Genomic DNA, 21,380 nt, shown 5'->3' with positions numbered 1-21,380 from the left:
AGGAGTCGACCGCCCGGTACCCCGGACGGGGGCGTCAAGCCCAGCGGATATGCGCACTATCCCTAACCAAGATTGCCCGATATGAACATCCAGGTACTGGTTTGGTGGGAGGATCCCCATATTTCGGCATGACGGCGCCCGCCCCACACCCCCGGGTGTGAGGCGGGCGGACCCGTACTGAGGCGGAGTCGTGGCAAAGCAGCCGAGGACCCCGGACTGCGGGTTGAACCGGGGTGACGATGGCTTTCCTGAGGGACGGGGCACCAGAATCGTCCATCCTGGTTCAAGCCGGTTGTGAGCACTCGTGTCAGCGCACGCTCAGCCCGAACGTGGACCCACATTCCAGACAGAGATTCTGAGATACCTCACCGTCGGGGATGCCTCTCCGCGGAGGATGGTGCTCAACCGCGGCACTCTGGAGCGTTGCGGTCACTGTCGTCGCCGCGGAGTTCTTCGACTGAGAGCCTCAGGGCCTGCAGGACTGAAGCGACATTTTCCAAGCTGATCAGGGTGTGGGGGTGGTTGTCGCCGAGGACGCGGCGGCGGATGGCGAGAACGTCGCAGTGTTCGGCCGCGGCCTCTACCAAGCGTCCTTGATCCTGCAGGAGTGAAGCGAGGTTGTTGCGGCTGATCAGGGTGTGGGGGTGGTTGTCGCCGAGGATGCGGCGGTAGGCGTCGAGCACAGCGCGGTGTTCGGCCTCGGCTTTCTCGAGATGCCCCAGGGCCTGCAGGACTGAGGCCAGGCTTCCCCGGATGGCGAGCGTGTCGGGGTGGTTGTCGCCGAGGATGCGGCGGTAGGCGTCGAGCACAGCGTGGTATTCGGCCTCGGCTTTCTCGAGATGCCCCAGGGCCTGCAGGACTGAGGCCAGGCTTCCCCGGATGGCGAGCGTGTCGGGGTGGTTGTCGCCGAGGATGCGGCGGTAGGCGTCGAGCACAGCGTGGTATTCGGCCGCGGCCTCTACCAAGCGTCCTTGACCCTGCAGGAGTGAAGCGAGGTTGCTGCGGATGGTGAGAGTGTGGGGGTGGTTGTCGCCGAGGATGCGGCGGCGGATGTCGAGCACAGCGCGGTGTTCGGCCTCGGCTTTCTCGAAGTGTCCTAGGGCTTGCAGGAGTGAAGCGAGGTTGCTGCGGATGGTGAGAGTGTGGGGGTGGTTGTCGCCGAGGATGCGGCGGTGGGCGTCGAGCACAGCGTGGTATTCGGCCTCGGCTTTCTCGAAGTGTCCTAGGGCTTGCAGGAGTGAAGCGAGGTTGCTGCGGATGGTGAGAGTGTGGGGGTGGTTGTCGCCGAGGATGCGGCGGTGGGCGTCGAGCACAGCGTGGTATTCGGCCTCGGCTTTCTCGAAGTGTCCTAGGGCTTGCAGGAGTGAAGCGAGGTTGCTGCGGATGGCGAGGGTGCGGTGGTGGTTGTCGCCGAGGATGCGGCGGTGGGCGTCGAGGACGGCACGGTACTCGGTCTCGGCTTCTTCCAAACGTCCCAGGTCGTGCAGGGCCAGGGCGAGGTTGTTGCGGCTATCCAGGGTGTCGGGATGGGTGGGGCCGTGCTCGTCAGCGCGTGTGGTGTAGGCCTGGCGGTGGGCGTGTTCGGCTAGTCGGTAGCGGCCGTCGGCTTTGGCGGTAATACCGATGGAGTGGGCGTCGGTCGCGGCGGCGTAGGTCAGAGCGGTGGTGATGACGTGTTCGGGCACGTGATCACCTGCCCGGGTGCGGCGTTGGACGGAGTCGACCAGATAGTCGAACACGTCGACGTGGTCAGGATCGTGGGGAGTGAGAAGACGGGTGGTGCCACGGCGTGGGCGGGTGGCCCACTGCCAGGCGTCGTCCAGGGCCTCGGGGTTGAGCCGGTGGCCGCCCTGCTGGTCAAGGTAGTGGCCGTGCACCTCCTCGATGAGACGCCGGGGGAGCACGGAAGCATAGCCGGCGCGGCGTAGGTCGACAGCGGCTGCAATGAGAGCGGCGCCGCGAGGGTGGCTGGGCGCCTGGGGATCGGTGTTCGCACTCCACGCGCTCTCCCATTCCGCCAGCAGTTGGGGGCCGTTGGCCAGGTACTCAGCGATCCCGTATTCATCGGCCTGCTGCAAAGCGTCGGCGATCCGCTGATCGCGGGCATAGTTCCGGGCGCGTTCCCGCTCAGCGGGGGTGAACAGGCGGGGCAGGAAAATACGGTGGGCGCGGCTCAGCAGGTCGTGGACCTTGCGATGAGTGTCTGCGACCGCGCTGTCCTCGGGAATAGTGCGCCACTGATTCTCTTCAGCGGCACGCAGAGTGGCCACTACGACGCGGTGCCCACGGCGAGCGGGGGCGAGCAGCCGAGAGACAGCTTCCCGGGTCAGCTCGGGGGCAGAAAACCAGGTGTTGATGTCGTTGAGCCACAGCACGCACTTGGGGTGCTGCTCAGCGGCCCGCAAAGCAGCGGCAATCCCTGAGACAGTGGTGGGGATGATGAGAGTGTGGTGAGGAAGTACGGCTTGGACTGCTTCGAAAGCGCACCGGGTTTTGCCTGCGGTGGAGTCCCCCACCACTAGCACAAACGTACTCGTGGCAAGGTGGGTGCGGAGCTCTTCGTCAACGTCACGGGGCACGAAAGGCGGTATCGACGCGGTTGCACCGCTAGTGGCAGCAGGGTGCACCCCCCAGTCTCGGGGGTTACTGAAATCCCGGACTTTGGGGAGCCTGCCCGAAGGTAAGGTCAGACAGCCCTCGCTGAGGGCACGATCTTGCTCGTCACGGCGTGTAGCGTCCTGCTCGTAGCGGTGCTGCCATGCCCCCAGCGCTAGTGCGGCCAATGCGGCGATCACGGTAGCCACAGTCACTGCCCAGGGCACAGTGACCTGGTAGGCGGCCAGCAGTTGTGGAGCCACGGCCACCAGCGCGAAAAACCCTGCTATGAGAAACGACCAGAGTGAACGTCGCCGCATACCCGCACCTTCGCCCCGCCAGCTTGCCATTTCCGTTTCGATGAGACGCAAGAGACAAGCATCCCAATCCCTGAAAACAGCAACAAGCCGGAATGCCGCCCCTGTGGCGCAACAACAGAGCGCGTAAGTACGCGCCGAGCAGCGACTCCGGCTTCCTGCACGGCTCGCGGCACGCCATACGAGACCTTTGCTGTCGGCCGGGATACCTAGCCGCGGCCCACCTTGGACACTCCAGGGCTGCCGATGATCCTGCGAGGGTACGCACCGGCGAATCCCGCGGGGAGCCGACGCCTTGGCCCAGCCAGTGCGTCTAAGCAGTCGTGACAGGACAAGGGCCGCTCCTCTGCACGGAGCGGCCCTTTAACCACCAACCTTCCAGCCTGGAATCAGGCGGTGCGCGGCGCGGGAACCCGGCGGGCCAGGAACGCCCACCCGGCGAAGACCGCGCCGGCCGCGGCCGCGGTCACTAGCATCACCACGGACATCGACAGCAGGCTCGCCTCGCCGCCTTCCCCCATGCCGGTGGTCGCGGCCAGGCCGCCGCCGATCGCGAACTGCAACGCGCCCAGCAGGGCGGAACCGGTGCCCGCCACCGAGGAGGGCTGGCTGGCGATCGCCAGCGTCGTAGCGTTGGGCGAGATCAGCCCGGTGAAGAACATCATCGTGAACAGTGCGGCGGTTACGACGACCACGTTCGCCTGCTCGGAGATCGCCAGACCCACCAGGACAGCGACCGAGGCGAGAGCGCCGAGCAGCCCGGCCAACAGCCGGCGCGGGCCGTCCATCCGGTTGATCAGCATGGTGTTGACCTGGTTGCCCAGCACCATGCCCAGCGAGTTGACCCCGAAGATCAGGCTGAACTGCTGCGGGGTGGTGCCGAATTCGCTTTCGGAGACGAAGGAGAACGCGGAAATGTAGGTGAAGGTCATCGCGAAGCTCAGCGACATCACCAGGGTCGGCCCCATGAACCGCGGGTCGAGCTGCAGCCGCAGCAGCGCACCCAGAACCGAGCCGCGCTGGGTGCCGCGGCCGGCAGCCGGAGTGCGGGGCAGGGTCTCGGGCAACGCCACATACACCAGGACCAGGTTCGCCACGCCGATCAGGGCGAGCACCACGAACAGCAGCCGCCAGGAGCCGGCCAGCAGGAGCTGGCCGCCCAGCATCGGGGCAACCATCGGCGCCACTCCGGTCAGCAGAGACAGTCGGGAGAAGAAGCGGGCACTGTCCTCTCCGTGGAAAATGTCCCGGACCACGGCGCGGGAGATCACCGCGCCGGCCGCGGCGGAGAAGCCTTGCAGCAGCCGCAGGGCGCTCAGCACCTCCGTGGAGGGGGCTACCGCGCTGGCGAGCGAAGACAGGGTGAACACCGCCGCGCCGATCAGGAGAGGAAGCCGACGCCCCCAGCGGTCGCTGAGCGGGCCGAGCACGAGCTGTCCCACGGCCAGACCCACCATGATCGCGGTGAGGGTCAACTGCACCTGGGACTCGGTCGCCCCCAGGTCAGCGGCGATTTCCGGGAAGGCAGGCAGGTACAGGTCAGTGGCCAGCGCGCTCGTGGCGGTCAGCAGGCTCAGCACGAAGACCAGCAGCGCCGCGGAACGCTGGGGCCGCTGCTGCGGCCGGGGCGCAGAGGTCGGACGCCGAGGAGCGGGCGCCCGGAGCACGGCGGAGATCACAGGCGTGCGAGAACGCAGAGCGGTCAGAGACAACGGCAGACTCCGGAAACACGTCGAAGGGACGAGACAGGAAGACGGTGCGCCAGACGGGGCGCAGGAGAATCCGCTGGGGCCGCACTCGGAACACCTGGGGTGTCCCCTCCGTCGTGCCCTCACACGGAGGCGGTTCGCACGAGAACCAGAAGTCCCGACCGAGGTCAGACTAGAACCTCGCGGGGATACGCGCCTGACAACAACACGGGGCGGCAGGGATAATCCACCGAAATCCGGTTATGGGGGCGTGACGTGCGGCACGTTCCCGAAACAGCGTCGTCGCAGGGGAAACCGCGGGCTGTGAGGGCCGCCACCGCGGCGGTGCGCGTCCGATAAGACCACGCGCCACACTCCGCTTCCCCGCATTCGAGGGCTGGGCGGGACGCGGCGAAATATTCCCGATCCGATGGAGACGGGTATGCAGTACCACGTATTGGCCTGCGACTATGACGCCACACTCGCCTCAGAAGGCAAGGTTGACGCCGCGGTCGTGGCCGCCTTGGCGCGGCTGGCCGCGTCAGGCCGCCGTCTCGTTCTGGCGACCGGCCGCCGTTTCGACGACCTGTGCAGCGTCTTCCCCGACGTGGCGCTGTTCGACCTGGTCGTCGCGGAAAACGGCGGGGTGCTCTACGATCCCAGGCGTCCTGTCCACTGGCCGCTGGCTGCGCCGCCTCCCGCCGAGTTCTTGGCCCGGCTGCGCGCCCGCGGCGTGGACCCGCTCGCCGTCGGCGAGGTGATTGTCGCTACTCGTGACCCGCACGACCGTGCTGTCGACGACAGCATCCGAGAGCTGGGCCTGGCCTTGCAGGTGATCCACAACAAGGGCGCCGTCATGGTGCTCCCCCGCGGGGTGGACAAGGCGTCAGGGGTGGCCGCTGCCCTGCGTCGCCTAGGGCATTCCCCGCGGGCCGCGGTCGCGGTAGGGGACGCGGAGAACGACTGCACCATGCTGCGCATGTGCGGGCACGGGGTGGCGGTCGCCAACGCGTTGGAAGCAGTGAAGCAGGCCAGCGACCGGGTCACCGCCCACCCCAACGGTAGGGGAGTGGTGGAGCTCGTGGACTGGCTGCTCACCGCGGATCCTGCGGATCGCTCGCCGTAGGGGCCGCACCCCGGCACGGCCGTGACTGTGCGCGGCGGCGAAAGCAGGGCATGGCGGGGAAGGCTCCCGAGCATAGTGGGAACAGTGCCGGGACCGGCTTCCTGGGCACGGTTCGTCTCGCGACGTGCGCAGCACCATCCCTGGACGGGGACATCCCACTCCCGAGTGTCCGTTATCGTCAGGAACACCGGGGTGCGGTCACCGGTACCATGCCCGAACTGTTGGCGCTACGACGTCCGGGGTACGGCCACCCGTCTCCTAGCCCGGTGCGGCGGCCGCCCGATCATCTGGAAAGACGAGTCAAGCGATGTCTGAGCAGCACGTGTCCGAAAGCTCCATCGACACCCGGGTCCGAGTCCAAGGCAAGCCAGTGGACTCCTACCCCACGTGGGCGCCTGAAGCCGCCCGCGGCAAGGTGCTGCGGGTCACCGTCGTCGGTGAGGACGTCCTGCACCGCCGCAACGCCGACGTCACGGAGTTCGGCACCCCCGAGTTGCACACGCTCATCGACGACATGTTCCGCACCATGTACGTCGCCGAAGGCGTGGGGTTGGCCGCCAACCAGGTGGGGGTGGACTTGCGTGTGTTCGTCTACGACTGCCCTGACGACGACGGGGTGCGTCACGTGGGACACGTGATCAACCCGGTGCTGGAGACGTGGGGGGCTGAAGAGGAAGGGCTAGTGGTGGAGAACGAGGGCTGCCTGTCGGTGCCTGGCCCGCACGCCGAACTTGCCCGCGCCCCGTACGCGAGGGTCACCGGTTTCGACCGTGACGGCAACCCGGTGACCGTGGAAGGCTCCGGCTATTTTGCGCGCTGCCTCCAGCATGAGACCGACCACACGCTGGGACGCCTCTACATCGACCGGTTGTCGAAGCGGGAACGCAAGAAGGTCCTGAAAGCCATGGAGGAGATGAGGGACCAGGTGTTTGCCCGCCGCGCGGAGAACGCCGAGTCGATGCGTTTCGAATAGCCGCCTGTCCTCCGCTGGGAAACGGGGACGTCCCCGTAGCATCGGGGTATGGTGCACGTCCTCAGCAGCCGTATCCTGCTGCGCCCCACCGACTTGGAACGCAGCCGCGTGTTCTACCGGGACGTTCTCGGGCTGGCGATCTACCGCGAGTTCGACACGGACACGCAGCGGGGGACGGTGTTCTTCCTCGGCGGTGGCTTCCTGGAGCTGTCCGGGGGATGTGACCGTCCCCCGGACCCGGAGGCTGTGCAACTGTGGCTGCAAGTGCCCGACGCCGCTGCCGCGCACGCGGAGCTGGCGGCGCGTGGCGCCACGATCCTCCGGGAGCCTCGGCGTGAGCCGTGGGGGCTGATCGAAATGTGGATCGCCGACCCGGATGGACTGCGGATCTGTGTGGTGGAGGTTCCTGAGGACCATCCGCTGCGCTACCGGCCCTGGCCTGATACGAGAGAAGGCTGAGCTGTCGACGATGAATGGCACGCCTGTTTCAGTGGCCGCACTGGTCTCCGCTGTTCCGCTTTTCGCTCCGGTCGGCTGGACTGAGCGGGGGCGGGTGAGTTCTGCCACGGTGCCATCGGGGAGCACCCTGCCGGACAAGGTGGTCGTGGACTTCGGGTGGCGTTCGGTCGACGCCCACCTGGACGTGGAGATCACGGTCCGCGGCTGGGCCGCCGACACGCCTCCAGAGGAGCGGTGGCTGCGCGCGTTCTGCGCGGAACGCGACCTGATGCAGCGTTGCACGGTGGGCGCAGCCGATTGGGCGGCACCCGCGCCCGCGCCGGACGCGGCCTGGTCGCAGCGCACGCTCACCGTGGACGGGACGCCGCGCTCTTTCACCGTGCTGCAGACGGCGCAGTCCTGGGTGGCGGCCGCGGTGCTCGACACGGACTGGGTGGTGCGGGTGTTCGCTCCCGCAGAGCCGGCCGGGCTGACCGCGCTGCGCCGTATCACCGATCCGGCTGACTTGCGCCCGCTCCTCGGCCAGGGCTAGCAGCAGGCCAGGGCTGCGCCACCTGGCGGAGAGGCCCGGGAGAAGTGTGGGCCTGCCCTGGGCACACTCCCGGGCGGGCCGTCAGGCGTGCAGGTCAGCGACGAGGCGCCGCGACAGATGGTGGTGCTGGGGGTGATGAGCGCATTACCGGTAGCAACAAGCCTGAAGGTGTGGCTGCCGTTGATCGGGATCGGGCCGCGCCCTGCAGCGTTCCTGAACGGCGAAGCCACCGCTATCCCGACAGTGCGCACCCCAGCAGCTAAGGTCGCTTCCGGCGCCCCGGTGACGATGGGGCATAGCGGTGGGAAGGAGGACCGATGGTTGACGAGACTGACGTGCGGCACCTGCGCCGCTGCGTGGAACTCGCGGCCCAGGCCCTGGAAGCAGGGGATGAACCGTTCGGCTCGGTACTGGTCGCGGGCGACGGCACGGTGCTCGCCGAAGACCACAACCGGGTGGCGTCAGGGGACCGCACCCGCCACCCCGAGTTCGCGCTAGCGCGGTGGGCGGTCCGGAACCTCACCCCCAACGAACGGGCTGAGGCCACCGTGTACACCTCGGGCGAGCACTGCCCGATGTGCGCGGCCGCGCACGGCTGGGTGGGCCTGGGCCGCATCGTCTACGCCAGCTCCTCAGCGCAGCTCATGGAGTGGCTCGCTGAGCTCGGGGTTCCCGCTCCTCCGGTGCGGGCCTTGCCGATTCGCGAGGTCGTCCCCGGAGTCACGGTCGAAGGTCCTGTGCCGGAACTTGCCGAGCAGGTCCGGGAGCTGCACCGCCGCTTCCACCGCGTGTCAGCAAACCGGGGCTGAGCCGTGTTCGTGGACTTGTCCGTGCCCGTCACCGCGCAGACCCCGGTCTATCCCGGCGACCCGGAGGTCCGGGTTGACCCTGTGACCGACATCGACAGTGCCGGCTACCGCTGCCACCGCGTCTCCCTAGGTACGCACGCGGGCACTCACGTCGACGCGCCCAGCCACATGGTGGCCGACGGAGCCCACCTGGACCGCTACCCCGTGGAGCGCTTCGTTGGCCGGGGACGCTACATCGACGCGCGCGGCGGGTTCGCGCTGGACACAGTCCAGCAGGCGGGGATCGCCGCGGGCGACATCGTCGTGTTCCACACCGGTATGGCCGACCGCTACTATGAACCGTCCTACTTCACCGACTATCCGCCGCTTCCCCTGGACATCGCCGAATACCTGGTGGAATGCCGAGTGTCCATGGTGGGAGTGGACATGTGCAGCGTCGACTATGAACCGTTCGCGGTCCACCAGACGCTGTTGCGCGGGGACGTGCTCATCTTGGAGAACCTGACCGGCCTGGAGCGCGTGGCGGGACGGGACTTCCGGGTGTACGCGCTGCCGCTGCGCTTGGCAGCGGACGGCGCGCCGGTGCGCGTGGTGGCCGAATTGAGCTGAGCTGTTCTGTTCGGCTCCGGCTCGGGCCGGACACCACGCTCCGGCCTCTGAGCACACAGAAGTGGGGGAGCGGTACGTCCCCTGGGTTCCGCTCCGGGCAACGCGGCGAGGAAAACCCGGGCGAAGAAAGAACGCCGCTGGAAAACAGACGGTAGACGCGGCGCTGCCCCGCGTATTGCCCGACTCTCCGAACAGAATTGCGGACATAATGTGTCCCCTACGATTTTCTAAATGAGTTCGGAGCCTTTGCTGGAAAGGCAGCAAAGGCTCCCCTGGTGGTATCGAGTGCGGCGGAGTTGCGTATTCCGGATGGGGTCGAGCAAGCCCTCTTCCGCCGCTCCGGGCATGCATCCCCATCGTCACAGCAGGGAAGACTGAGGGACCGTCGTCCTTTTGCGCGCCGTTGGAAAGGGGAAGCGCGGTTCTCTTGCCGAGACGGGTATTCCCTTGTCCGAGGCGTTCGGCCGCACGCCATGGGAAAGCTCTGCGAAAACCTCCGGGAGCAACCGAGGCCCAAGGACTGGGAGAACAGAAATATGTCGGAGAAGCGGAGCGCGCAAATGCGAGGGAAAAACCTTTCCCGAGACGATCTGCCGGTGGGCTGACCGGAGAATCCCGGAGAATCCCCCGAGACAGTTCGGATAGCACCAGGGAAGAGCGTGTGCTCCCGCCGGGGGAGCTTCCCCTCCCCGTGCCGACACGGACAGGAGCACGGCAGCCCGGCCTTCAGGAGACAGCGGCGTAAGCCCTTGGCACTACCCGGCGTGAAGTCCGGGAGAACCGCCGAGTCGGGGGTGAAACCGGTTTCCCTGGAACGGTGGGGAGGGGACGAAGAGGCCGTCGAACGGGTAAAAAAGTAGCCGATCGTCTACCTCTCCGGTACGGAGAGTGAGAAATCACCGTACAGTCAGGTCGGGGCGAGGATCTTTCTCCTGTGGCAGCGCAGCAGGATTCGCCTGGGCACTGGCGTTCGGCGCGGGTTTGGCATACTTTGGAAAGCGCTTTCATGAGAAAGGTGGGACGACATATGGGTGATCGCGTGCTCGGTATCGCCATGAACGGCGTCACCGGACGCATGGGATACCGCCAGCATCTGACCAGGTCGGTCCTGGCCATCCGCAAGGACGGCGGGGTGGAGCTACCCGACGGCTCCCGCATCATCCCGGAACCGGTGCTCGTGGGGCGGTCCGCACAGAAGCTGCGCGCCATCGCTGAGCGGCACGGCATTGAGCGGTGGAGCACCGACCTCGACACGGTCCTCTCTGACGACTCGATCTCGGTGTACTTCGACGCGCAGATCACGCACGCCCGCGAAGCCGCGGTTCGGAGCGCCATCAACGCGGGCAAGCACGTCTACGTCGAAAAGCCGATCGCCGACAACTTCAGTGCCGCCATCGAACTGGCCAAGCTGGCCCGCGACGCCGGCGTGAAGAACGGCGTCGTCCAGGACAAGCTCTTCCTCCCCGGCCTGCTCAAGCTCCGCCGCCTCATCGACAGCGGGTTCTTCGGCCGCATCCTGTCCATCCGCGGCGAGTTCGGCTACTGGGTGTTCGAAGGCGACTGGCAGCCCGCGCAGCGCCCCAGTTGGAACTACCGGGCCGAAGACGGCGGCGGCATCGTGCTGGACATGTTCCCGCACTGGCACTACATCCTGGAGCAGCTCTTCGCCCCGGTGCGCACCGTGACCACGCGCATCGCCACCCACATCCCTGAACGCTGGGACGAAAACGGGCAGCGCTACCAGGCCACTGCCGACGACGCCGCTTATGCGGTGTTCGAACTGGAAGGCGGAATCGTCGCGCAGATCAACTCCTCCTGGTCGGTGCGGGTCAACCGGGATGAACTGGTGGAGTTCCAGGTGGACGGCACCCACGGCAGCGCGGTTGCGGGACTGCGGCACTGCAAGGTGCAGCACCGCTCCGTCACACCCAAGGCCGTGTGGGACCCCGACGCGGTGGACCCGGGCGGCTACCGCGACCAGTGGGAGGTCGTTCCTGACAACGGCGACTTCCCCAACGGTTTCCGTGCCCAGTGGGAGCTGTTCCTCACCCACCTGTACACGGATGTGCCTTTCCCCCACGACCTGCTCTCGGGCGTGCGCGGCCTCCAACTCGCCGAAGCGGGGCTGCAGTCCGCCAAGACCGGTCGCACCGTGGAGTTGGAGGAGGTCTCGCTGCCGTGACCTCGCTGACCTTGCGGCTGCCCACTCCCACCGGGGAGCTGGAGACGTACACCGTCCTCGGCACTCCCGTCACCCCGACCCGCACCACCCCGGCCCGGTCGCGTGTCGCCTACGCTGCCGCGCACGTCGTCGCCGACCCGCTGGGCAGCAACGGGCCTGGGCAGCCCGCCCAGCTCGACTGGGACGCCACCCTCGCCTTCCGGCACTACCTGTGGGACCAGGGCCTGGGGGTCGCCGACGCGATGGACACCGCCCAGCGCGGGATGGGGTTGGACTGGGCCGCCACCGCCGAACTGATCCGGCGGAGCGCGGCTGAAGCCACCGCGCGGAACGCGCCCCTGGTCTGCGGGGTGGGAACCGACCACCTCGAGCCCAGCCAGGCCACTTTGGAAAGCGTTATCAAGGCGTATCGGGAACAGTTGGCGGTGGTCCAGGACGCGGGAGCCACCCCCGTGATCATGGCCAGCCGCGCACTCGCCGCCACCGCGCAGAGCCCCGACGACTACGCCAAGGTGTACGGGCAGCTCCTCGCCGACGTGGACCGGCCCGTCATCCTGCACTGGCTGGGCGCGGTCTTCGACCCGGCCCTTGACGGCTACTGGGGGTACACCGACCCCGCTGAAGCAATCGACGCCGTGGCCGCGCTCATCGCCGACCACGCCGACCGGGTCGACGGCATCAAAGTGTCCCTGCTCGACGACACCTTGGAGGTGCGGCTGCGCACCCTGCTTCCTGACGGGGTGCGGCTCTACACCGGCGACGACTTCAACTACCCCGACCTCATCCTGGGGGATGCCGACGGCCACTCCCATGCCCTGCTCGGCATCTTCGCGGCGATCGCCCCGGCCGCTGCCGAGGCCCTGCGCGCCCTCGACGACGGCGACACCGACCGCTACCGCGCCCTCCTGGCGCCCACCGTGCCGCTGTCCCGGCACCTCTTTGCCGCACCGACCTACTACTACAAGACCGGCATCACCTTCGTGGCCTGGCTCAACGGACACCAGAAAGGGTTTTCCATGGTGGGTGGCCTGCAGAGCGCCCGCGACCTGCCGCACTTGGCGACCGCGTTCCGCCTCGCCGACGCCGCAGGGGTGCTCACCGACCCGGAAACCGCAGTGTCCCGGATGCGGACCCTCCTCACCGTCTACGGGGTGGACCAGTGACCGACACCGCCATCGACGTTCCGTCCGGAAAGCCCGCGGCTATCCCCACCCCCCAGCCCGGTGACCCGCGGCTGGCCCGCCTCTCCCTCAACCAGGCCACGGTCAAACGGTGGACCCTGGCCGAAGCCGTCGCCGGCTGCCAGCGCGCCGGAATCCCCGCGATCGGGCCGTGGCGGGAACCCGTCGCGGACATGGGACTGGCCGCCGCCGCCCGGCTGCTCCGCAACTCCGGGCTGCGCGTCTCCTCCTACTGCCGTGCCGGATTCCTCACCGGCCCCGACCGCAAGGCAGCCCTGGACGACAACCGGCGCGCCATCGACGAAGCAGCAGAACTCGGCGCCCCCTGCCTGGTCATGGTGGTGGGCGGGCTCCCCGATGGCGACCGCGACCTGGCGGGGGCGCGGGCCCGCGTGGTAGACGGCCTCGCCGAACTGGTCCCCTACGCCCTGGAACGAGGGGTGCGTCTCGGCTTGGAGCCGTTGCACCCCATGTTCTGCGCCGACCGAGCCGTGCTCTCCACGCTCGGCCAGGCCCTGGACATCGCCGAGAACTTCCCCAGCGCAGCGGTGGGCGTGGTGGTGGACTCCTACCACGTGTGGTGGGACCCCCAGGTCTACGAGCAGATCGCTCGGGCCGGGGAACGGATCGCCATCTACCAGGCGTGTGACTGGGTGCTGCCGATCCCCGCGGACGCCCTGCTCGGCCGCGGCATGGTCGGTGACGGCTACGCCGACGTGGGTGGACTGCGCCGCGCCGTGGACGCCGCCGGATACACCGGCGACATCGAAGTCGAAATCTTCAACGCTGACGTGTGGGAGGCCGACGGCGACGCCGTGATCGCCACCGTGGCCCGCCGACACGTGCAGTACGTCATCTGAGCCAACCCACCCCCGTGGTCCGGGAAATCTTTCCCGGACCACCAACCAAGGAGCCCACATGGACTTCAACGGAATCCTGTTCTTCCCGCTGACCCCCTTCGACGAGCGGGGAGACGTCAACGAGGCCGCGTTCGAACAGCACGTGGCTTCTGGACTCGACCATGGGGCGGGCGGCGTTTTCGCGGCCTGCGGCACGGGTGAGATCCACGCCCTGTCCGCTGAGGAGCACGCCCGCGTCGTGCGCCGCGCCGTCGCGGTGACCGCGGGACGGGTCCCCGTGATCGCGGGCGCCGGGGGCAGTGTGAGCACCGCGATCGAGCAGGCCACCGCGGCCCGGGAACTGGGCGCGGACGGGGTCCTGCTGCTCCCGCCCTACCTGGTGCACGCCCCCCAGCGCGGCCTGGTGGAATACGTGCGCGCAGTAACCTCCGCCGTGGACATTCCGGTCATCGTCTACCAGCGGGGCACCATGGTGTTCACCCCGGACAGCGCGGCCGAGCTCGCGGAGATCCCCACAGTGGTGGGGTTCAAAGACGGGGTGGGCGACGTGGGCACCATGCGCCAGATCGTGCTGACCGTCCGGCAGCGGCGCGGCGACAACTTTGTTTTCTTCAACGGCCTGCCCACCGCCGAACTGACCTTCCACGCCTACCAGGGGATCGGGGTGCCGCTGTACTCTTCGGCGGCGTTCGCGTTCGTGCCCGAGGTTGCCACCGCGTTCTACCGGGCCGCCCACGCGGGCGAGGAACTCGCCGACCGCCTGCTCCGCGACTTCTACGACCCGTTGGTGCGGTTGCGGGACCGCGTCCCCGGATACGCGGTCTCCTTGATCAAGGCGGGGGCGCGGCTGCGTGGCGCGGACGTGGGCGGGGTGCGGCCGCCGTTCGTCGACCCGAGTGAAGAGCACCTCGCGGAACTGCGCACGATCATCGACACCGGCCTGGCATTGCTCAAGGAGCAGTGACCCTATGCGGATCACCGAGATCACCGCTGAGGCGTACCGGCTGCCGCTGCACCGGGCCTGGGACGGCGGGGTGGACCGCAACGACGTGGTCGTGGTCCGAGTGGCCACCGACACCGGACAGACCGGTACCGGGTTCGCCTGGACTCCGCTGATCGGGGCGGGGGCGGTGCTGGCCCTGCTCCGCAACGACTGCCCGGCTGTGCTGCTGGGCCGCGATGCGAATCCGTACGCCCGCTGGGAGGAGCTGCGCTGGCACTTGCGGGAAGCCGGAACCAGCGGGCTCACCCTCATGGCGATCGCCGCGGTAGACATCGCGCTGTGGGACCTCACCGCACGGGCCGCCGGGGCAAGCCTGGTGGACCTGATCGGGAGGCGGCGCGACCGGGTGGCCGCCTACGGGAGCGGAGTCAACCTCGACTACTCCCTGGACGAGCTGCTGGAGCAGGTGCGAGGCTGGCTTGCCGCCGGCCACCGCGCGGTCAAGATCAAAGTGGGCTCGCCCGAGCTGGAACGCGATGTGGAACGGGTCGCAGCCGTCCGGGAGCTGATCGGACCGGACCGGCTCCTCATGATCGACGCCAACCAGCGCTGGGACCTGCCGACAGCGATCCGGGCCCTCGCCGCCATGGAACGGTTCGACCCGTACTTCGTGGAAGAGCCGCTGCCCGCCGATGACCTGGCAGCGCATGCGCGGCTGCGGGCACACACCCGGATTCCGCTGGCGATCGGGGAGAACCTGCGCACGATCGCCGAATTCGAAACCGCGCTGCAACTGGGGGTGTGTGACATCGCCCAGCCCAACGCGGTGCGAGTGGGCGGTATCACCCCGTTTCTCCGGATCGCGGAGCTGGCCGCCCGGCACAGCGTGCCGGTAGCCCCCCACCTGCTGCCGGAACTCTCCACCCAACTAGCGTTGTGCCTCCCGAGGGTGGCCATGGTCGAAGACATCGACCGCGCCTCGTTCGCGGCGCTGGGAGCGTTGGCCCGCCCGAGCGGTGTGGAGATCAGCGCGGGGTGGGCGACCGCGCAGACCGGCCCGGGCCACGGACTGGAGTTCGCGGCCGACCTGGCCCCCATCGGGTGACCTGTACCGCCCTGGGTTGTGCTCTCCTCCCGCCCGTGTGAAGGAGAGCACAACCCGTGCCGGGCCACGGCGACCGGAGCAGAGAAGAAAGGGGCCGCTGCGCGATCAAGCGAAGCAGCAGACCGGCAGGATCTCAGTTGATCCGGTCGCGCAGATCCTCCAGGAAACGCAGCACTGCCACCGACCCGGGATCGAGTTCTCCGGCGCTGCGCTGGCCCACCCAAGCAGCCCGACCCCGAGCCGAAACCAGGTTCCGGGTCTCAGAGACCGTGCGTTCCGCAGCGTTGGCCGCGGCTGCGGCGGCTGTCCGCGCATCAGACGCGGCAGGCAGCGCGTCGACGACCGCCCACAGCACATCCAGGAAGGTCTTGTCGCCGCGCTGGGCGCCGCCGCGTTCCTGGACGCGCCGGGCCATAGCCGTGGTGATCGGCATGGCGTGTGCCAGGGTGAGTTCGGTGAGGTCTTCAGCTTCGGCCGCAGCCCCCAAGAGTCCGGCGCCGACCAGCGCGGCAAAAGTGGAGGGGTTAGCAGAAGCGAACGCCACCCCTGCGGCCCGCAGCAGGTCGGCCGGGTGGACATCCTCCGGCAAAGCCAGCAGTGCCTCGCGGACCGCGTCCGCACCGGCGGACACGGTGATTCCCAGGTCACCGTCGCCGAGGCGGGCGTCCAGGGCACGGAGTTCTTCAGCGTGCCTGGGCAGGTCAGCCAGGACATCGAGGAGCAGGGTGCGCAGGGTGCTGGCCCGCCCGGTGCGCCGTACCTGCGTGTCGGTTGCCGCGGTCGCTTGGGCACCAGGAACATCGGTGGCGGACTCGACCGGCTCTACGGGCGCGGTCTGTCCTTGAGAGAAGAACGGGGAAGCGGCAGGCGCATCCAGGAGTTCCGCCAGCTCGTCGTCGAGCAGCAGCAGCGACAGGGACGCTCCCGCCATCTCCAGGCTGGTGGCGAACTCGCCAATGTAGCGGCGGTGGATGATCACTCCGCGTTCGGTGAGGATCTGGTGGGCCCGCCGGTAGATGAGGTAGAGCTCCTCGAGCGGAGTAGCCCCCAGCCCGTTGACCAAGACCGCGACCCGCTGGTTCGGGGCGGGGTCCAGTTCAGCAAGAATTTCGGTGAGAAACCGGTCGGTGATTTCGTCCGCGGTCTCCAACGGGCCCCGGTAGCTGCCCGGCTCGCCGTGGATGCCGATACCGATCTCCATCTCACCGTCGGCCAGGGTGAAGGTGGGCTCCCCCGCTGCGGGCAGGATCGTCGGTGAGAGCCCCACCCCCATAGTCCGGGTGGCGTCGACTGTGCGTTGCGCGATGGCCCGGACACGGTCCAGGTCATCGCCGCGTTCGGCAGCCGCACCCGCGGTCTTGTAGGCGAAGAACAGCCCGGCCACCCCGCGCCGCGTCGCCTCCTTGCCTTTCGGCGCCGACATGATGTCGTCAGTGCCCAGCACGGTCGCTGTGCGGATTCCTTCGGCGGCGACGATGTCAGCGGCCAAGTCGAAGTTGTAGATGTCACCCCCATAGTTGCCGTACAGGTAGAGCACGCCTTTCCCGCCGTGGGAGGCGCGGGTGGCTGCGGCGATCTGTTCGGCGGAGGGAGAAGAGAAGACGTTGCCGATTGCGACACCGGTCGCCAGCCCTTGGCCGACATAGCCGAGAAAAAGGGGCAGGTGACCCGAGCCGCCGCCGGTCACGATCCCGACTTTCCCTGGCACGGGCGCGTCCGCGCGGACGAGAGCGCGCCGGTTTGGGGAAGCCGCGCGCAGCCGGTCGGGGTGGGCCAGGAGCAGTGACTCGGTCAACTCGTCGACGAAGTCGTCGGGGTTGTTGATGATCTTTTTCAATGCCACGTCGCTCACTCGCTTCTTCGTGGGACAGCACAACGGACAACGGGGTCCGCCACACCGGGTGGATGGGTGGGGTGCGGCCAGTTCAGGCCGCAACGGCGATCGTTGCCCGCAGTTCTGCGAGGTCGGCGTCGGAGACGGACTCGCAACTGACCCGGGGCGGTCCTGCGGGAAGGCCCTGCAGGGCTAGTGCCGCTTTGAGGTGGGCGATGTTGCCTGCTTTGACCGCGGCGACCGCCCGTTCCACCAGTGGCTGCGCGCTGGCCGCCCGTGCGGCGTCGCCGGTGCGCAGGGCATCGCGCAAGGCGATGAACGGTTTGGGGAACACCGAGGAGACTCCGGAGACGACCCCCGTGCCACCGGAGCGGACGAGTTCGGCATAGGACAGGTCGTTTCCGGAGAAGAACGTGAAGCCGTGAGGAGCCTCGGCGAGGAACGCCGCGACGGTCGCGTCGCTTTCCCCGCTGATCTTGACTCCGCGCACGCCGACGTCGGCAAGCCGACGCAGGAGAGGCGGAGTCGCGGGGGTGGTGGAACGCGCCTGGAACAGGTAAGCGAACACGTGAGCGTCCCCCGCTGCAGCAACGATCCGTTCGAAGTAGCGCAGGACCGCGTCTTCGGGAGCGGGCAGGTAGAACGGGGTGATGGCGGCGAGTTTGCGGGCTCCGCCGGCCACCGCGGCTCGGGCGAGCCGTTCGGCCTGCCGGGAGGTGGCCGCGCCTACATGGGCGTAGGTGCGGTCGGGGCCGAACACCTCTAGCGCGACCCGCAGCACTTCCAGGCGTTCATCGTCGTCCAAAGCGGTGAATTCGCCGGTGGTGCCTGCGGCGAAGACACCGTCGACTCCGCTGTCGCGGATCCATGTGGTCAGGGTGGCCAGTCCGCTGGTGTCAAGCCGTTCATCAGCGGTGAAGGGAGTGGGCAGAGCAGTAATGAGTTGCGCCTCGAACATGCGCGGTCTCCTCGACGTGGGGCAGGAAGGTCACTCAGCGACGGGGGTCGCGGGGGTGGTGCGGCGGCGCTGCCGCATGGCGCGCAGCGCGGGCAGCACCAGAGCCAGCAGGCTTACCGCCAGAATTGCCACGGCGATCGGGCTGGTCAGGATGTTGGACACCCCGCCGATCTCCAAGGCGCGGCGCAGATTGCTCTCGGCAAGCTTGCCGAGCAGGAGGCCGAGCACGACCGGGCCGGCCGGGATGGAGAAACGCCGCATGAACAGGCCGACGAGGCCGAAGAGCAGCATCACGCCGACGTCGAAAATACTGTTGTTGACGGCGTAGGTGCCGACCATGCAGAAGATCAGGATGATCGTCCACAGAAAGTGGCGCGGCAGGTCGAGCAGTTTGGCGACGCTGCGCATGCGGAGCAAGCTCAGTCCGAGGGCCAGCAGCGTGGCCACGATCATGATCCCCGCGATGCTGTAGACCAGTTCAGGGTTCCTGGTGAAGAGTGACGGCCCGGGCTGGATGCCCCAGACGATCATGGAGCCGATCATCACAGCCATCACCGAGTCACCGGGGATACCGAGAGCCAGCGAGGTGGTGGTAGACCCGCCCAAGGTGGCGTTGGAGGCGGTGTCGGCAGCGGTGAGGCCTTCGAGGGATCCTTTGCCGAACTTCTCCGGGTGGGCGGAGACGCGCCGTGCCTGATCCCAGGCGAGAATCCCGGCGATGTCGCCGCCGGTGGCGGGAACTACGCCGACCACACCACCCACTCCGCTGCCCACAGCCAGCGGTTTGAGCATGGTGCGCCAGTCCGCGCGAGTGGGGAACCACTTACCGAACTGGGTGATCGGTGCTGCGCTGCTTCCGGAGCGGTGGGTGATGATCTGGTCGAAGACTTCGGCGATACCGAACAGGCCGATGATGGCGGCGATGAAGGGAACCCCGTCGGACAGTTCTACGAGGCCGAAGGTGAATCGGAGGTCGCCGGTGATCGGGTCACGGCCGACCGCACCGAGGAGGAGCCCGAAGGCACCGGCCATGAGCCCTTTGACGACTCGGCCCCCTGAAACCCCGATCATCATCGTCAAACCGAAGACGACCAGGGCGAACATCTCGGCAGGGCCGAATTGCAGGGCCAGTCGTGACAAGGGGATGGCCGCAAACATCAGCAGGAGGAGGCCGGCGAACGTGCCGACCGCCGAGGCGAACGCTGACGAGGTCAATGCCAGGCCGGCCTTGCCCTGTTGAGCCATCGCATAGCCGTCGAAGGTCGTGGCGATGGAGGCGGGTGTTCCCGGGGTGTTGACCAGGATCGCGGGGACCCGGTCGCCGAAGTTGGAGGACACGTAGATGGTCAGCAGCACCGCCAGACCCGGCAGAGGATCCAAAGTCAGGGTGAAGCCGCTGGCCAACGCGACAGCCATGGTCGCGGTGATACCGGGAAAAGCACCGACCAGCATGCCTAGGACCGCTCCTAGGGCGATGCACGACAGGACGGTGGGGTCCAGCAGCGAGCTGAAGCCTGCAACGAGAGGACTCATCGGATCATCAGGGCCGTCTGCTCCGGTAACGGGCGCGGAGGCAGGCCCTTGCCTCCTCTCGGTGGGTGAGTGGGAGGGGCGGATGGAGCTCCGCCGCAGGGGCGGAGCACACGGTCACGCTGTGGTGGGCGCATCAGATCGGGACTTTCAACAGGACGCCGAACAGCAGGTAGAGGGTGGCGGTGACGATCGCGGGGAAGACGAGTAGCGCCTTCCAGCCCCGGCCACCGCCCAGGTAGACCAGCGCAATGAGCAGTACGGTCGTGGAGACTCGAAAGTCCACGTAGTACCAGAGGACGCCGTAGCCGAGGATCGACAGCAGCATCGCGGTCAGCCGGAGCACCCCAGTGCGGTGGGCTGCTGCAGGACGCTCTGCTGCAGCTGCGGGTCGCGTCAAGGCCAGGACGGCGTGAAGGACGCTGAGCCCCAGCAGGAGGAACGCAAGTCCTTCCGGCCACCAGCGCGGACTGAAACTGGTCAGCCCCGCTTTTTCCGGAATCTCTGCTGCCAGTGCCAGGGCACCGGCGGCTACAGCGATCCCAGCGAGCGCCGGAATCAGTTCACGTACTGGTGAGGCGGGGCGGGCCGCCACAGGGGACGGCCCGCCACTGCCGTGGGGAGGCGAAGCGGCCATGCCGATCAGTCCTGGTCGCTCAGGAGGGCCTTGAAGTTCTGCGCCTCGCTTTCCACGAATGAGGCGAACTCGTCCGCGGGAACATTGACCGGGATGTTGCCGGAGTCCGTGATGACCTTGGTGAATTCCTCAGAAGAGGCAGCGGCTGTGAACGCCTCTTCCAAGGTCTGCTTGATCTCTTCGGGGAGTCCGGCGGGCGCGCCGATGCCGCCCCAGCCGCCCATGGTGAGGTCCACGCCTTCCTCGATCGCGGTGGGCACGCCTTCCAGGCTGGGCGACGGCTCCTCGTCGAAGACAGCGAGGACGCGGAGCTGGCCTTCAGCGTGGGCAGGTGTGGTTTCCGAGATTCCGGCGATGACGGCGTCGACCTCGCCGCCGATGGCAGCGGTCACGGCAGGCGCACCACCGTCGAAGGGAACCGGTTTGAATTCGGTGCCGGTGGCCTCACCCAGGGCCGTGGTCGTGGCTTCCCAAATGGAGCCCGCCCCGGAGTTGGAGACGGTAATGGTTCCTGGGGCTTCCTCAGCGGCCTTGAGCAGGTCGTCGAGGGTCTGGTACGGGCTGTCGGCGGGGACGGCGATAGTCGCGGGGACCGACACCATCTGACCGATCAGATCATAGTTGGCGGGGTCGATGTCGTATCCCTGGAATCCCAGCATGACGGTCTCCACCGGCAGGTAGCCGATGGTGTAGCCGTCGGCGTGGGCCTCGGCCAGGTGCTGCAAGCCCACTGAACCGGCGCCTCCGGTGCGGTTCTCCACGATGATGTTGGTCCCCAGGTGCTGCTCCATCTGGTTGGCGAGCGTGCGGGCAGCCAGGTCAGAAGCGCCGCCAGCCTGGTAGGGGACGATGAGGGTGACGTCTTTGCTGGGGTAGTCCGCGGCGTCCTCAACAGTCGCTCCGCGGTCGGCGCAGCCCGCGACGGTCACGAGGGCGGCCAAGGTGAGCACACCGCTCGCGGTGCGGATGATGGTGGGGCGCATGCCGCCTCCTTTGATGTGACGAGTCACTTTCGTTAACAGTGTTTGCTGATCCGGAGATC

At 67.8% G+C, this 21,380-nt stretch carries 18 protein-coding genes; 11 read left to right on the top strand and 7 right to left on the bottom strand.

Annotated elements, in window-relative coordinates; translation table 11 throughout:
- Positions 1–401: 401 nt before the first annotated feature.
- Both TFU_RS08515 and TFU_RS08510 read right to left on the bottom strand, forming a co-directional pair.
- Positions 402–2,915 (bottom strand): tetratricopeptide repeat protein, encoded by a 2,514-nt coding sequence (locus TFU_RS08515; RefSeq protein ID WP_011292155.1) that lies wholly within the window; start codon positions 2,913–2,915, stop codon positions 402–404.
- Between the two features lie 386 nt (positions 2,916–3,301).
- On the bottom strand, positions 3,302–4,624 hold the full coding sequence (locus TFU_RS08510) for a multidrug effflux MFS transporter (RefSeq protein WP_011292154.1): 1,323 nt from the start codon (positions 4,622–4,624) through the stop codon (positions 3,302–3,304).
- Between the two features lie 418 nt (positions 4,625–5,042).
- Here TFU_RS08510 and TFU_RS08505 point away from each other — a divergent pair, with 418 nt between their 5' ends.
- The 11 genes from TFU_RS08505 to TFU_RS08455 all read left to right on the top strand — a co-directional run bounded on the left by TFU_RS08505 (position 5,043) and on the right by TFU_RS08455 (position 15,379).
- Positions 5,043–5,726, top strand: coding sequence for an HAD family hydrolase (locus TFU_RS08505; RefSeq protein WP_011292153.1), 684 nt, complete (start codon positions 5,043–5,045; stop codon positions 5,724–5,726).
- A gap of 307 nt (positions 5,727–6,033) precedes the next feature.
- A complete protein-coding gene (gene def, locus TFU_RS08500) occupies positions 6,034–6,699 on the top strand; it encodes a peptide deformylase (protein ID WP_011292152.1) in 666 nt (221 codons plus the stop codon).
- Between the two features lie 48 nt (positions 6,700–6,747).
- Positions 6,748–7,158 (top strand): VOC family protein, encoded by a 411-nt coding sequence (locus TFU_RS08495; RefSeq protein ID WP_041428065.1) that lies wholly within the window; start codon positions 6,748–6,750, stop codon positions 7,156–7,158.
- Positions 7,159–7,252: 94 nt separating this feature from the next.
- Positions 7,253–7,690 (top strand): hypothetical protein, encoded by a 438-nt coding sequence (locus TFU_RS08490; protein ID WP_234351614.1) that lies wholly within the window; start codon positions 7,253–7,255, stop codon positions 7,688–7,690.
- Between the two features lie 317 nt (positions 7,691–8,007).
- Positions 8,008–8,499, top strand: a complete 492-nt coding sequence (locus TFU_RS08485) for a nucleoside deaminase (protein WP_011292149.1) — start codon at positions 8,008–8,010, stop codon at positions 8,497–8,499.
- 21 nt (positions 8,500–8,520) lie between these two features.
- Positions 8,521–9,108: a cyclase family protein gene (locus tag TFU_RS08480; RefSeq protein ID WP_196794324.1), complete on the top strand. Its 588-nt coding sequence runs from the start codon at positions 8,521–8,523 to the stop codon at positions 9,106–9,108.
- Positions 9,109–10,135: 1,027 nt separating this feature from the next.
- The gene (locus TFU_RS08475) at positions 10,136–11,290 is read left to right on the top strand and encodes a Gfo/Idh/MocA family protein (protein ID WP_011292147.1); all 1,155 of its coding nucleotides are present in this window, start codon (positions 10,136–10,138) and stop codon (positions 11,288–11,290) included.
- Positions 11,287–12,453, top strand: coding sequence for a dihydrodipicolinate synthase family protein (locus TFU_RS08470; RefSeq protein WP_011292146.1), 1,167 nt, complete (start codon positions 11,287–11,289; stop codon positions 12,451–12,453). The genes TFU_RS08475 and TFU_RS08470 overlap by 4 nt, the downstream gene beginning before the upstream one ends.
- The gene (locus TFU_RS08465; protein ID WP_011292145.1) at positions 12,450–13,331 is read left to right on the top strand and encodes a sugar phosphate isomerase/epimerase family protein; all 882 of its coding nucleotides are present in this window, start codon (positions 12,450–12,452) and stop codon (positions 13,329–13,331) included. The genes TFU_RS08470 and TFU_RS08465 overlap by 4 nt, the downstream gene beginning before the upstream one ends.
- Positions 13,332–13,389: 58 nt before the next feature.
- The gene (locus TFU_RS08460; RefSeq protein WP_011292144.1) at positions 13,390–14,295 is read left to right on the top strand and encodes a 5-dehydro-4-deoxyglucarate dehydratase; all 906 of its coding nucleotides are present in this window, start codon (positions 13,390–13,392) and stop codon (positions 14,293–14,295) included.
- A gap of 4 nt (positions 14,296–14,299) precedes the next feature.
- Positions 14,300–15,379: a mandelate racemase/muconate lactonizing enzyme family protein gene (locus TFU_RS08455; RefSeq protein WP_011292143.1), complete on the top strand. Its 1,080-nt coding sequence runs from the start codon at positions 14,300–14,302 to the stop codon at positions 15,377–15,379.
- A gap of 133 nt (positions 15,380–15,512) precedes the next feature.
- Here TFU_RS08455 and TFU_RS08450 read toward each other — a convergent pair whose 3' ends face one another.
- From TFU_RS08450 to TFU_RS08430, 5 genes are all read right to left on the bottom strand, one after another.
- Entirely contained in the window at positions 15,513–17,231 is a 1,719-nt protein-coding gene (locus TFU_RS08450) for a dihydroxyacetone kinase family protein (RefSeq protein WP_370491904.1), read from the bottom strand.
- A gap of 73 nt (positions 17,232–17,304) precedes the next feature.
- Positions 17,305–18,171 (bottom strand): dihydrodipicolinate synthase family protein, encoded by an 867-nt coding sequence (locus TFU_RS08445; RefSeq protein ID WP_011292141.1) that lies wholly within the window; start codon positions 18,169–18,171, stop codon positions 17,305–17,307.
- A 30-nt stretch (positions 18,172–18,201) separates the two neighbouring features.
- Positions 18,202–19,704 (bottom strand): tripartite tricarboxylate transporter permease, encoded by a 1,503-nt coding sequence (locus TFU_RS08440; RefSeq protein WP_011292140.1) that lies wholly within the window; start codon positions 19,702–19,704, stop codon positions 18,202–18,204.
- 133 nt (positions 19,705–19,837) lie between these two features.
- Entirely contained in the window at positions 19,838–20,338 is a 501-nt protein-coding gene (locus TFU_RS08435) for a tripartite tricarboxylate transporter TctB family protein (RefSeq protein ID WP_011292139.1), read from the bottom strand.
- 5 nt (positions 20,339–20,343) lie between these two features.
- On the bottom strand, positions 20,344–21,321 hold the full coding sequence (locus tag TFU_RS08430) for a tripartite tricarboxylate transporter substrate binding protein (RefSeq protein WP_011292138.1): 978 nt from the start codon (positions 21,319–21,321) through the stop codon (positions 20,344–20,346).
- Positions 21,322–21,380: the final 59 nt, after the last annotated feature.

Origin of the sequence: Thermobifida fusca YX (genome assembly GCF_000012405.1) — a bacterium.
GTDB classification, from domain to species: domain Bacteria; phylum Actinomycetota; class Actinomycetes; order Streptosporangiales; family Streptosporangiaceae; genus Thermobifida; species Thermobifida fusca.
This window is presented reverse-complemented; position numbering and strand designations above follow the sequence as displayed.